We start from the raw sequence: 13,086 nt of genomic DNA on the forward strand, positions 1-13,086 counted from the left end.
TCTTAGGAACGGTTGCGAAGCGTCTCAACCTCAGCGGAAGCGGTCGAAGCGCCCCTCGGCACGGCACGTCGCGATGCCCTGGTCGCTCGGCGCCGGTGGTGGCATGCTGATCGCAGGCACGTCGAAGCTGCGGCCGATAGCATGATCGACGAAGCGATCGGCACCGGTCCCGCCACAGCGGAGCATCGCCGCGAGCAGGTCCGGCGGGTGCGATAGGCTTCCCAGGAAAGCCGGAAGGTGCCCCAGTGGATCGGCAGCGCCCAAGGGCGACCGAGTCCGTCCCATACCCGGATCGCGTCGCGCGGGCCGATATGGGCGTCGGCTGCCATCTGGCCCGGCTTGAAACGGAACGCGCCGATCGGAAGCGCGGCGAAGCGCACCGGACCGAGTGCGGCGGCTTCGGCGGGCCACTTCCCGTCACCCCAGCCGGTATCGCCGGCAAAGAACAGGTTGCCGCCGGGCAGCGTCACCACGAAACTCGACCAGAGCGCGCGGTTGCGATCGGCGAACCAGCGGCTGCTCCAGTGATGGTTGCGGGTCACCACGACATCGATGCCGGGCCGCAAGGTCAGCCGCTGCCCCCAGTCCAGCCCGCGCGCCGGCACCCCCGCCTGCCCGATCACGCTGTCGTTGCCGAGCCCGGTGACGATCAGCGGGCGATCACGCTGCCAGATCGTCTTCAGCGTCGCGAGGTCCAGATGATCGTAATGATTGTGGCTGACGACGATCAGGTCGATCCTGGGCAGGTCCGCCAGCCGCACGCCCGGTGCCGCCACCCGCTTGGGCCCGATGCCAAGCGGCCCCGCCACGTCGCTCCACACCGGATCGGTGAGGATGTTCAGACCCTGGCTCTGGATCAGCACGCTGGCATGGCCGATCCAGGTGACCTTCATCGCCTGCCCGTCCACCCGCGCCGGCGGAAGCCCCGGGGTGACCGGCACGCTGGCAGGCCAGGGCGGCTGTTGGGTCATGCTCAGGAAGCGCTGCACGAGAAACGCGAAGCCCGTCGCTGGGACCGGCGCGCTGTCGCCATCGGGGTTGGCAAAGCGCGCCCCGTCGAAATGCGCGGTCTCCGGGCCCCGATAATAAGTGCGATCGAGGAAGGGAGGTACCAATGTCAGGAACAGGCACAGCGCCACCACGATCCAGAGCAAGAGTCCGACAAGTGCCTTGGCCATGGTCGCAATACGCATGGCCGCGGGTGATGGCCGCAAAGCCCCTTGCGATCAACCGCCCCGATCCCCTAGCGCGGGCGCCATGACGCTGCCCCGCACGCAAGAGGAAGCCGCCGCCGAGCTCGAGAAGCTCGCCGCCGAGATCGCGCACCATAATCGCCGCTATCACGATGCCGACGCGCCCGAGATCAGCGACGCGGACTTCGATGCGCTGGTCCGCCGCAACGCCGAGATCGAAGCCGCCTTCCCCGAGCTGGTGCGCGCCGATTCGCCCTCGCGCCAGATCGGCGCCACGCCTTCGGGACCGCTCGCCAAGGTGGCACATGCGCGGCAGATGTTCAGTCTGGACAATGGCTTTGCCGACGAGGACGTGGCCGACTTTCTCGGCCGCGTGCGCCGTTTCCTCAAGCTGGCCGACGATGCGCCCGTCGAACTCACCGCCGAGCCCAAGATCGACGGCCTGTCCTGCTCGCTGCGCTACGAGGACGGGGTGCTGGTGCAGGCCCTCACCCGCGGCGACGGCCGGATCGGCGAGGACGTGACCCCCAATGTCCGCACCATCGCCGACATCCCCCACCGGATCGAAGGCGCACCGCCGGTCTGCGAGGTGCGCGGCGAAGTCTATATGGCCAAGGCCGATTTCGCGGCGCTCAACGCGCGGCTGCTGCTCGAAGCCGAGGAGACCGGCAAGGAAGCCCGGCAGTTCGCCAACCCGCGCAATGCCGCTGCCGGCTCGCTGCGCCAGAAGGACGCCGCCGTCACCGCGACGCGACCGCTGCGCTTCCTCGCCTGGGGCTGGGGCGAGCTGAGCGAACCGCTCGCCGTCAAGCAGTACGAGGCGATCGACCGCATCCGCGCCTGGGGCTTCCCGGTCTCCGACCTGTTCGTCCGCGCGCCCGCGCTGGCGGATGCCCTCGCCCAGTATCGCGCGATCGAGACCCGCCGCGCCGATTTGCCGTTCGACATCGACGGCGTGGTCTACAAGGTCGACCGGCTCGATTGGCAGGAACGGCTCGGCTATGTCGGCCGTGCCCCGCGCTGGGGCCTTGCGCACAAATTCCCCGCCGAGCGCGCGCAGACCACGCTCCAGGCGATCGACATCCAGGTCGGCCGCACCGGCAAGCTCACACCGGTCGCGCGGCTGGAGCCAGTGACGGTGGGCGGCGTCGTCGTCAGCAACGCGACGCTGCACAATGCCGACGAGATCGCGCGCCTGGGCGTCCGCCCGGGCGACCGCGTCGTGCTCCAGCGGGCCGGCGACGTGATCCCGCAGATCGTCGAGAACCTCACCCGCGACGAGCCGCGCGCCGAGTGGCACTTCCCCACCCACTGCCCGATCTGCGAGTCCGAAGCGGTGGCCGAGGAAGGCGAAGTCGATGTCCGCTGCACCGGCGGGTTGATCTGCCCGGCGCAGCGGCTGGAGCGCTTGAAGCATTTCGTCAGTCGCGGCGCACTCGATATCGACGGGCTGGGCGAGAAGACGCTGATCGAGCTGCTCGACCTGGGCTGGATCGCCGAGCCGGCCGACATCTTCCGCCTGGCGCAGCATCGCGACGCACTGCTCGGCCGCGAAGGCTGGCAGGAAAAGTCGGTCGACGGCCTGCTCGCCGCGATCGAGGCGAAGCGCGCGCCCGACGCGGCGCGGCTGCTGTTCGGCCTCGGTATCCGCCACATCGGCGCGATCACCGCGCGCGACCTGCTCAAGCGCTATGTCACCCTCCCGGCGTTGGAGGCGCTGGCCGACGAGCTGATCGCGCTGCGCGAGGCCACGCCGCTCCAGCTTGGCGAAACCGAGGCGAAGCACCGCACGCGACTCGACAAGGCGATGGCCGAACGGATCGGCGTCGAGAATGTCGGTGCCGCCGTCGGCCATGCGCTGGCGGACTTCTTCCATGAGCCGCACAACCGGGCAGTCTGGGCCGACCTGCTCCGCGAAGTGTCGCCGCCGCCCTTCGTGGTCGAATCGCGCGACTCGGAGGTGACCGGCAAGACGCTAGTCTTCACCGGCACGCTGGAAGCGGTGAGCCGCGACGAGGCCAAGGCGCAGGCCGAGCGGCTGGGTGCGCGCGTTTCGGGATCGGTATCCGCGAAGACGGACATGGTGATCGCCGGGCCGGGCGCCGGATCGAAGCTCAAAAAGGCTGCGGATCTCGGAATCCGGGTGATCAGCGAGAGCGATTGGCTGGCAATCGTAAGCGCTTCCGAGTGATGCCTTTTTGCAACGCACCATAGTGGAACGTTGCACACATATTGACTGTCACAATTCCGCAATCAAAGCCAAGCAGGGGGGCAACCAGACAGATGGCGTGCAAAGCGCCACGACTGGTAGCCACAGGCTAAAAAAGGGAACTCTCGATGCGAACGCACTATCTTGCAGGCGTGGCCGCTGCCGCGCTGCTCATTCCGGTTGCAGCACACGCGCAGGAAACGACCTCGACGATTCGCGGCACGGTGACCGCCAACGGCGCGCCGGTTGCCGATGCGACCATCGTCACCATCCACGTGCCGTCGGGCACGCGTTCGCAGGCGAAGACCGACGCGCAGGGCAACTTCACCGTCGCCGGTCTCCGCACGGGTGGCCCCTACACGGTGGAAGTGACGAGCTCGGCCGGCAACCAGACCGTCACCGACATCTACACCCTCGTCCAGCAGGCCTATGCGCTGCCGATCGAGCTGAGCGCCGACACCGGCAGCGAGATCGTCGTCACCGCCTCGACCATCAAGGGCGCCGGCATCACCTCGAACGGTCCGTCGACCGTCCTCGACGCGGTGCAGATCGGCAAGGTCGCCTCGGTCAACCGCGACATCCGCGACATCCAGCGCCGCGACCCGTTCGCTGCGGCCGACATCTCGAACAACGGTGACCGTGGCGGCGCGATTTCGTTCGCCGGCGTCAACCCGCGCTTCAACCGCTTCACCATCAACGGCGTGACCGTCGGCGACACCTTCGGCCTCAACCAGGACGCCAGCCCGAACATCCGCGGCCCGGTGCCCTTCGACGCGCTCGCCCAGGTCTCCGTCTCGGTCGCCCCCTATGACTTCCGCCAGAGCGGCTTCCAAGGCGGTGCGATCGACACCGTGCTCAAGTCGGGCACCAACGAGTTCCACGGCACCGGCTTCTACTCGCAGAATACCGACGGCCTGAGTGGCACGAAGATCGGTAACACCGTCTTCAACCGCCCGAAGTTCAAGTCGGAAACCTATGGCGCCACGCTGAGCGGCCCGATCCTCAAGGATCGCCTGTTCTTCATGGTCTCGGGTGAGCGCAACACCGATCCGCGGCCCTATTCGACCCAGGTCTCGTCGTACCCGAACCCGGCCCTCCTCACCACCGCGATCAACGACATCAGCGCGATCGCCAAGAACAGCTACAGCATCGAACCGGGCACCGCGCTGTCGATCAACGACCGCAAGGACGAGAAGATCGTCGGCCGTATCGACTGGAACGTCACGACGGGCCAGAAGCTGTCCTTCTCGTACGTCAATTCGTACAACGTGCAGGGCAGCCAGAACAACACCAGCACCTCGAGCACGACCTACGGCCTCAGCACCAATGCCTATGCGCTGAGCGAGCTGCTCCGCGCCGGCATCCTCCAGCTGAACTCCGACTGGACCAGCAATTTCTCGACCGAAGCGCGCCTGATCTACCGCTGGACCCGCCGCGGCCAGGAGCCGTTCGGCGGCCGTCCGAACGGCCAGCTGGGCGTGTGCGACGACGCGGTGTCCACCGCTGCATCGTCGGCCACTGCCTGCGGTAGCGGCATTCCGACCGTGTATTTCGGCCCGGACAATTCGCGGCAGACCAACGAGCTGTTCTACGACACCTGGGCCGGCTCGTTCGCGACCCGCTACCAGACCGGCAACCACGAAATCCGCGCACTGATCGACGTCACCCAGAACCGCACGTTCAACAACTTCGTGCAGAACAGCCTGGGCAGCTGGTATTTCGACTCGATTGCCGACTTCCAGGCGCGTCGTGCGAACAGCGTGACCTATGCGGGCATCATCGGCGGCGGCAGCAGCGCCGCAGCGGATTTCCACTACACCGCCTATACGCTGGGCGCACAGGATGACTGGCAGGTGACGGATGCACTCCGCGTCACTGCGGGTATGCGCTACACCATGTACGGCATGCGCGACGTACCGACGCTGAATCCCTACTTCACCCAGCGCTACGGCTTCTCCAATCTCAAGACCTACAAGGGTCTCGACCAGTTCGAGCCGCGCCTGAGCTTCGAGTACAAGCCGGCTGCCAAGCCTTACAGCTTCCGCGGCGGCGCGGGCATCTTCGGCGGCGGTTCGCCCGACATCTATCTGTCGAACAGCTTCTCGAACACCATCACCACCAACTCGCTGACCATTCAGCGCGACGCGTCCTGCAACACCGCGGGCTCGCTCTGCGACATCGCGCTCAACAACGTCACCGGCAAGGCCCCGGCTGCGCTGATCGCCGCCGCGTCCAACGTGACGGGCAGCACCTCGCTGCCGCGCACCAACACCGGCGCGATCGCTCCGGGCTTCCACCTGCCGCGTTCGCTCAAGGCGACGCTGTCGGGTGACCTGAACCTGTGGGGCTTCAACTTCGGCGCCGACTATTACTACTCGAACACGCTCGACACGCCGGTGTTCGTCGATGCGCGCTCGGTGGTGGTCGGCACGCTGCCGGACGGCCGTCCGCGCTACAACGGCCTGCTCGGCTTCTCCGACAACAACTACGACATCCTGGTCACCAGCGCGCACAAGGGCCGCTCGCACATCGGCGTGATCCGCTTCGACAAGAAGTTCGACTGGGGCCTGTCGTTCGGCGGCAGCTACACGCTGCAGGACGTCCGCGACGTCGGCAACGCCACGTCGTCGACGATCAACTCGAACTATCGCAACCAGTTCTTCGCCGATCCGAACTTCCCGGTCCTCGGCACCTCCAGCGATCAGATCAAGTGGGCGTACAAGTATAACATCGGCTTCGATCACGCCTTCTTCGGCGACTATCGCACCGTGATCCAGCTGTTCGGCGAAACCCGCGCGGGACGTCCGTACAGCTACACGATGCGCGACTCGGCGGCGAACCGCACCGACGTGTTCGGCACCGTCCTCACCGGCGGCACCACCAACACCAACCTGCTGTACGTGCCGAAGGCGGGAACCGACGCGATCGTCCAGTACGACAGCGACGCGACCAAGAATGCGCTGGAAGCACTGATCAACAACAGCGCGCTGAAGAACTATCGCGGCCAGATCGCGCCGAAGAACATCGCCCGCAACCGCGCCTTCACGCAGATCGACATCCACCTCGAGCAGGAAATCCCGACCTTCGTGGGCCGTTCGCGTCTGTCGGTGTTCGCTGACATCAACAACCTGCCGAACCTGCTGAACAAGAACTGGGGCGGCCTGCGCCAGTTCGGCTTCCCGTACGCGGCCTCGGTCGTGACGGTGAACTGCGTCACCGCCGCGGGCGCGGTGGTGCCGGCAGGCACCGCGATCGGCACGGCGGCCAACCCGGCCAATGGCTGCGCCAAGTACCAGTATTCCAGCTACCAGGCGCCGAACGACTCTGCCGTCAACTTCAACGGCTCGTTCTACGCCATCCGCGTCGGCGCCCGCTTCACCTTCTAAGCGGCACGACCGACCCTTTCGAAATGCCGGGCGCTCCCCAAGCGCCCGGCATTTTTTTTGCCCCCTCGCCGTCCCGATGGTACAGGCGCAGCGTGGCAAAGACTTCGCTTCCGCAGACCAACACCCGGACCTTGGGCCTTTCCAAGCCCGATCTGTTTTCGCGTCCCTTCTTCGAAGACAAGGGCCGGGCCTTCTGGATTCTCCAGGCGACCGGCTGGAGCGGCTATCTGCTGCTGCGCTCGGTATCTTCGATCTCGAACGGATTTTCGGTCGAGGGGCTGATCAAGGCGATCATCGAGGCGATCGTCGGCTATTGCCTGACGCTGCTGCTCTCCGCGCTCTACGGTTTCTACCGCCGGCTGCCGCGCATCCCGGCAGTGCTGCTAACCCTCGCCACGCTGGGGGCCGCGACGCTGATCTATGCGGTGCTGGAGGCCTTCACCTATTCGTTCACCGCAGCCGAGGCCGGGATCACCGTCGCCCGCGTGATCGGCTACAGCTTCCTCACCTTCACGGTGCTGGCGGGCTGGTCGGCGCTCTATTTCGGGATCAATTTCTACCTGATCGTCGAGCAGCAGATCGACCAGATGCAGATCCTGGAGAACCAGGCCTCCAGCGCCCAGTTGGCGATGCTGCGCTACCAGCTCAACCCGCATTTCCTGTTCAACACGCTCAATTCGATCTCGACGCTGGTGCTGCTCAAGCAGACCGAAAAGGCGAACATCATGCTGTCGCGCCTTTCCTCCTTCCTGCGCTACACGCTAGCCAACGAGCCGACCGCGCACGTCACGCTGGCGCAGGAGATCGAGACGCTGAAGCTCTACCTCGAGATCGAGAAGATGCGCTTCGACGAACGGCTGCGGATGCATTTCGATCTCGATCCGCGCGTCGCCAAGGGCCGGCTGCCGTCGCTGCTGCTCCAGCCGCTGGTCGAAAACGCGATCAAATATGCCGTCAGCACACAGGAGGACGGCGCCGACATCATCGTTTCGGCTCGGCTCACCGGCGATAGGGTGCAGATCGCCGTGTCCGATACGGGTCCGGGATTGATCGAAGCGCGTCCACGGCCGACGCTCTCTACCGGCGTGGGGCTCGCCAATATTCGGGAACGGCTGGTTCAGGCTTTCGGGCCTGACCATCGTTTCGAGACGCGAACGAAACCTGGGGAAGGTTTCAGCGTTGAGATCGAAATACCGTTCCAGCTAGAGGAACCGAACCGAGAGGCCGCATGACCATCCGTACCATCCTCGTTGACGACGAATCCCTGGCGATTCAGGGGCTCGAGCTCCGGCTGCAGGAGCATGAGGATGTCGAAATCATCGACAAATGCTCCAATGGCCGCGAAGCCATCCGATCAATCAAGACGCACAAGCCAGACCTCGTTTTTCTCGACATCCAGATGCCGGGGTTCGACGGGTTCTCGGTGATCCAGGGGCTGATGGAAGTCGAGCCGCCGCTGTTCGTCTTCGTCACCGCCTATTCAGACCATGCCATCCGCGCCTTCGAGGCGCAGGCAGTGGACTATCTCATGAAGCCGGTGGAGCCCTCGCGGCTCGCCGACACGCTCGACCGCGTCCGCCAGCGCCTCACCGAGAAGCGCGGCGTGGAGGAAGTGGAAAAGCTGAAGGAAGTGCTCGCCGAAGTGGCGCCGGATGCGGTGGACGACATCGCCACCGGTGACGGCACCGAGCCGGCCTCCAGCCGCTTCGAGAAGCTGATCAACATCAAGGATCGCGGCCAGATCTTCCGCGTCGACGTCGACACGATCGAGCGGATCGACGCCGCCGGCGATTACATGTGCATCTATACCGGCGACAACACGCTGATCCTGCGCGAGACGATGAAGGATCTGGAGAAGCGGCTCGATCCGCGCCGCTTCCAGCGCGTCCACCGCTCGACCATCGTCAATCTCGACCTGGTCCGTCAGGTGAAGCCGCACACCAATGGCGAATGCTTCCTGGTGCTCAACTCGGGCGCGCAGGTGAAGGTGTCGCGCTCCTACCGCGACGTGGTGGCGCGCTTCGTCCACTGAGGCACCGACCGGGCGGCCCCTTATACGCCGCCCGGCTCGTCCTGCCCCCGATCGGCGGGTTCGGCCGAGGCGTAGCGCGGTGCCAGCCAATGCCCGGCGAGCAGCACCGGCTCGAGGATCGCCATGCCGATCAGCACCGCGACCAGCCGCTCGATACCCGGCAGCACGTCGCCATCGGCATAATTGTCGGGCACCAGCATCACCAGCACCGCCAAGGTGAATTGCGTGCCGACATAGCGATAGCTGTGCGGCCCGTTCTCGATTCCCCGCCCGATCGCCACGCCGACGACCGTGCCCGCGACCAGCACCGGCGCATGGCCCTGGGCGAGGAACAGGCACAAGGCCGATAACGCCGCACCGGCGAGGCAGCCGAGGAAGCGCTGCGCCAGCCGCGCGCTCACCGGCACCAGCCCGCCCGCGCCGAGCCCGTGCACCGGCACCAGCATCACCGCCATCACGCCCACCGCGCTCTGCGCCAGCGCAGGCAATGCGACGGCGCGCGCCACGCCGACCAGCAGCGCCAGCGCGACGCCTGCCTGCACGGCGTGATAGAAGGCCGCGGGATGCCACAGCGCCACCACCGGCGGCGGAGTCGGCGCGGCCGGCCAGCGCCGCCGCACGGTCAGCGCCGAGGCGATGCTGACGGCCATGCAGGCGAGCGTGCCCGCCACCGTCTCAAGGATGCGCGTCTCGACGAACTGGCCGAGCGCGGTGTCCGGCGCGTCGATCTTGTCGAGCAGCACCATCGCAAAGGTGAGGCCGAAGAACAGCCAGGCATAGGCGCGGCGGGCAGTGAGCGCGCGGTAGAGGCTCAGCGTGCCCACCGCCAGCATCGCGATGGCGCTGCCCACCCAGTCGCTCGCGACCAGCGGGGCCAGCACCAGCGCCAGCGCACCGCCCGTGACGGTGCCGACGATCCGCAACAGCCCCCGCACCACCGTTTCGCCGGCGCGGCCGCGCATCACCATGTATCCGGCGAACGCCGCCCAGGCGACGTTGTCGCCGCCGATCGCATGCGCGACGAGGATCGCCAGCAGCACCGAGACGACGCACTCGACGGCGTCGATGGTGCGGGGCGTGATGTGCCCCAACATGGTGGTCCAGGCGGCGCGCAGGCGGTTCATCTCATCCGAACAGCTCGGCGAGGAAAGTGGTCATCGCCTGCCAGCTGCGGTGATCGGCCTTGGGCTCGAACGCGATCGCCGGGTTCTTGCTCTGGACGCGGCTCCGATCGGTGAAGGCGTGGCCGGCATGGCCATAGGCGTGGAGCTGCCAGTCGGCGCCGCGCGCGGTCAGTTCCTCCGCCAGCCCCACCGTGGCGTCGGGCGGGCACAGCGGATCGTCCCAGCCATGGCAGATCAGCAGCTTGGCGGTGATCGGCGCCGCTTCCGGCAGGTTCGGCCGGTCATAGACGCCGTGGAACGAGACGCCGCCCAGGATCGGCAGCCCCGCGCGCGCCATGTCGAGCACGCATTTGCCGCCGAAGCAGAAGCCGATCGCCGCCAACCGGTCCCGATCGACCGGCGCCAGCCCGGCCAGCGCGTCGAGCGAGGCCGCCAGCCGATCGCGCAGCAGCGCGCGATCGGCGTTGAGTTCGTCCATGTAGCGGGCATAGGCGGGATCGCTCATCGCGGTGCGCTTGCCCTGGCCATAGACATCGGCGACCAGCGCGACATAGCCCAGCTGCGCGAGATCCTCGGCCTTTTCGACATCGGCGTCCTTGGCGCCGAGCACGTTGGGCAGCACCAGCACCCCCGCTCGCGGGCCCGAAACCGCATCGTCCCATGCCGCCACGCCCTCGAACGGGCCGCCCGGGCCCTGATAGACCAGCGTCTGTCGAACCAATGCCATGCTCGTCGTCTCCTGCGCTTGTCCCTGTCGCCTCATTCGCTAAGGACGGCGGCGCGCAGTTACAAGGAGCCAACCCATGCCCACCCTCGTCCTGATCCGCCACGGCCAGTCGGCCTGGAACCTGGAAAACCGCTTCACCGGCTGGTGGGACGTCGACCTGACCGAACAGGGCGTGCGCGAGGCGACCGCCGCCGGCACGCTGATGAAGGATAAGGGCCTCGACTTCGACCTCTGCTTCACCAGCTTCCAGAGCCGCGCGATAAAGACGCTGCACCTGGCGCTGGAGGCGATGGACCGCCTCTGGCTGCCCGAGGAAAAGGACTGGCGCCTAAACGAGCGGCATTATGGCGGGCTGACCGGCCTCGACAAGGCTGAGACCGCGGCCAAGCACGGCGACGAACAGGTCAAGATCTGGCGCCGCAGCTTCGACGTGCCGCCGCCGCTTCCCGAAGCAAACTCGCCCTGGGACCTGACCAGGGACCCGCGCTATGCCGGCATCCCGATCCCGCAGACCGAAAGCCTGAAGGACACGATCGCGCGCGTGCTGCCCTATTGGGAGCAGCGCATCGCGCCGGAGCTAAAGGCCGGCAAGCGCGTGCTGATTGCAGCGCACGGCAACTCGCTGCGCGCGCTGGTGAAGCATCTGTCGGGCATCGCCGACGAGGATATCGTCAGCCTGGAGATCCCGACCGGCCAGCCGATCGTGTACCAGCTCGACGACGAGCTGAAGGAAGTAGAGCGCTACTATCTGAGCGAGCGCTGATCGCTCCTCACTTAAAATCCCCTCCCGCTTGCGGGAGGGGAGTATAGAAGCAGGAGGGGCTTAGCTCACCGCCCGCGCGGCCCGAGATCCGCCGGGATCGTCGCCCGGTACTGCGGCGCAACCCGCGCCTTGCTCGCCTGCTCATAGGCATAACCCGCGCGCAGCAGCAGCCCGTCCGCATAGGCCGTCCCGATGAACGACAGCCCGGCCGGCAGCCCGTTCACCAGCCCCATCGGCACCGTGAGGTGCGGATAGCCGGACACCGCCGGCAGCTCGCTCGCGGAGGGGCCCACGAACTGGTCGCCATGCGCCGGATCGCTCAGCCACGGCGTGCCATAGGTAGGCGTCACCAGCACCTCCGCGCCTGCCGCCTTGAGCATCGCATCGATCCCCTCCGGCCCCGCCAGCCGCTGCGACTTGGCGCGCGCCGCCTTGTAGTCGGGATCGTCGAGGCCCTTGGTCGCCTCGGCCTTGAGGAAGGTTTCCTGGCCGAAGAAGGCCATCTCCTCGCCCGAATGCGCCTGGTTGTAGGCGATCGCGTCGGCCAGCGTCCGGACCTTCACCGTTGCCGGGGTGGTCGCCAGATAGGCGGCGAGATCGGCCTTGAGCTCGGTATAGAGTACCAGCCCTTCGGCCTCGCCCAGCCCATCGAGCTTGGGCAGCTTCACCTCAACCAGCGTCGCCCCCGCCGCGCGCAGCGCATCAAGCGCCTTGTCGAAGCGGGCGGCGAGATCGTCGGCCATGTCTGGCCGCCAATAGCCGATCCGCATCCCCTTCAGCGCATCGGCGGCCAAGCCGGCCGCATAGTCCTTGCGATAGGCATTGGCGCCCTTGGTCGCCGGATCGGCGGGATCCTCGCCGACCATCGCCGAGAAGAGCAGCGCGACATCGGCGACGCTGCGGCCCATCGGCCCCGGCGTGTCCTGGCTGTGGCTGATCGGCACGACATGGGTGCGGCTCACCAGCCCCAGCGTCGGCTTGAGGCCGACCAGCCCGTTCATCGCCGAGGGGCAGACCACCGAGCCATCGGTCTCGGTACCCACCGCCAGCGCCGCGAGGCTCGCCGCCGCCGCTGCGCCCGATCCGCTCGACGAGCCGCAGGCGGTGCGATCGAGCGCATAGGGGTTGCGCACCAGGCCGCCGACCGCGCTCCACCCGCTCATCGAATGGTCGGAGCGGATATTAGCCCATTCGCTGAGATTGGTCTTGCCGAGGATCACCGCGCCCGCCGCGCGAAGCTGCGCCACCACCGGCGCGTCGCGGCCAGTGCGATTGTCCTTGAGCGCGAGGCTGCCGGCGGTGGTCGGCAGTTCGCGCGTCTCGATATTGTCCTTGATCAGCACCGGCACGCCGTCCAGCGGGCCAAGCGCCCTCCCCGCCTTGCGCCGCGCATCGCTGGCGCGGGCCTGGGCGAGCGCATCGGGGCTCACCGCGATCACCGCGCGCAGCGTCGGGCCCTTCGGGTCCATCGCCGCGATGCGCGCGAGATAGGCGGCGGTCACCGCCGCGCTGCTGGCCTTGCCCAAGGCGAGATCGGCGGCGATCTTCGTGGCCGGCACCTCTTCCACCCGGACCTGCGCGATCGCCGGGTTCGTCGCCGCCAGCGCCAGCATCGCCACACCCCAAGCCCGCATCGCATCCCCCTTTTGTCT

8 protein-coding genes and 1 pseudogene are annotated in these 13,086 nt (G+C 67.1%); 5 read left to right on the forward strand and 4 right to left on the reverse strand.

Annotated elements, in window-relative coordinates; translation table 11 throughout:
- Positions 1-30 precede the first annotated feature (30 nt).
- A pseudogene (locus GGR89_RS13090) lies at positions 31-1,193 on the reverse strand (MBL fold metallo-hydrolase).
- Between the two features lie 64 nt (positions 1,194-1,257).
- Between GGR89_RS13090 and ligA the strand changes: the two are divergent.
- The 4 genes from ligA (at position 1,258) to GGR89_RS13110 (ending at position 8,820) form a co-directional block, all read left to right on the forward strand.
- Positions 1,258-3,384, forward strand: a complete 2,127-nt coding sequence (ligA, locus tag GGR89_RS13095; protein WP_126000652.1) for an NAD-dependent DNA ligase LigA — start codon at positions 1,258-1,260, stop codon at positions 3,382-3,384.
- 146 nt (positions 3,385-3,530) lie between these two features.
- Positions 3,531-6,788, forward strand: a complete 3,258-nt coding sequence (locus GGR89_RS13100) for a TonB-dependent receptor (RefSeq protein ID WP_125976633.1) — start codon at positions 3,531-3,533, stop codon at positions 6,786-6,788.
- A gap of 92 nt (positions 6,789-6,880) precedes the next feature.
- Positions 6,881-8,020, forward strand: coding sequence for a sensor histidine kinase (locus tag GGR89_RS13105; protein ID WP_183049293.1), 1,140 nt, complete (start codon positions 6,881-6,883; stop codon positions 8,018-8,020).
- Positions 8,017-8,820, forward strand: a complete 804-nt coding sequence (locus tag GGR89_RS13110) for a LytR/AlgR family response regulator transcription factor (protein WP_125976632.1) — start codon at positions 8,017-8,019, stop codon at positions 8,818-8,820. The genes GGR89_RS13105 and GGR89_RS13110 overlap by 4 nt, the downstream gene beginning before the upstream one ends.
- 20 nt (positions 8,821-8,840) lie before the next feature.
- Here the strand turns inward: GGR89_RS13110 and GGR89_RS13115 are convergent, their stop codons facing one another.
- Together GGR89_RS13115 and GGR89_RS13120 are read right to left on the reverse strand one after the other, a co-directional pair.
- Positions 8,841-9,944: an FUSC family protein gene (locus GGR89_RS13115; protein ID WP_241213122.1), complete on the reverse strand. Its 1,104-nt coding sequence runs from the start codon at positions 9,942-9,944 to the stop codon at positions 8,841-8,843.
- 1 nt (position 9,945) lies between these two features.
- Positions 9,946-10,671: a dienelactone hydrolase family protein gene (locus GGR89_RS13120; protein ID WP_125976631.1), complete on the reverse strand. Its 726-nt coding sequence runs from the start codon at positions 10,669-10,671 to the stop codon at positions 9,946-9,948.
- A gap of 76 nt (positions 10,672-10,747) precedes the next feature.
- Here GGR89_RS13120 and gpmA point away from each other — a divergent pair, with 76 nt between their 5' ends.
- Positions 10,748-11,434 (forward strand): 2,3-diphosphoglycerate-dependent phosphoglycerate mutase, encoded by a 687-nt coding sequence (gpmA, locus tag GGR89_RS13125; protein ID WP_125976630.1) that lies wholly within the window; start codon positions 10,748-10,750, stop codon positions 11,432-11,434.
- Between the two features lie 65 nt (positions 11,435-11,499).
- Here gpmA and GGR89_RS13130 read toward each other — a convergent pair whose 3' ends face one another.
- Positions 11,500-13,047, reverse strand: a complete 1,548-nt coding sequence (locus GGR89_RS13130) for an amidase (RefSeq protein WP_125976660.1) — start codon at positions 13,045-13,047, stop codon at positions 11,500-11,502.
- Positions 13,048-13,086: the final 39 nt, after the last annotated feature.

The organism is Sphingomonas trueperi (genome assembly GCF_011927635.1).
Lineage (GTDB): Bacteria > Pseudomonadota > Alphaproteobacteria > Sphingomonadales > Sphingomonadaceae > Sphingomonas > Sphingomonas trueperi.

Coding starts and splice junctions, on each gene's coding strand:
- GGR89_RS13110 (WP_125976632.1), top strand. CDS start 8,017: ATGACCATCCGTACCATCCTCGTTGACGACGAATCCCTGGCGATTCAG.
- GGR89_RS13115 (WP_241213122.1), bottom strand. CDS start 9,944: ATGAACCGCCTGCGCGCCGCCTGGACCACCATGTTGGGGCACATCACG.
- GGR89_RS13100 (WP_125976633.1), top strand. CDS start 3,531: ATGCGAACGCACTATCTTGCAGGCGTGGCCGCTGCCGCGCTGCTCATT.
- gpmA (WP_125976630.1), top strand. CDS start 10,748: ATGCCCACCCTCGTCCTGATCCGCCACGGCCAGTCGGCCTGGAACCTG.
- ligA (WP_126000652.1), top strand. CDS start 1,258: ATGACGCTGCCCCGCACGCAAGAGGAAGCCGCCGCCGAGCTCGAGAAG.
- GGR89_RS13120 (WP_125976631.1), bottom strand. CDS start 10,671: ATGGCATTGGTTCGACAGACGCTGGTCTATCAGGGCCCGGGCGGCCCG.
- GGR89_RS13130 (WP_125976660.1), bottom strand. CDS start 13,047: ATGCTGGCGCTGGCGGCGACGAACCCGGCGATCGCGCAGGTCCGGGTG.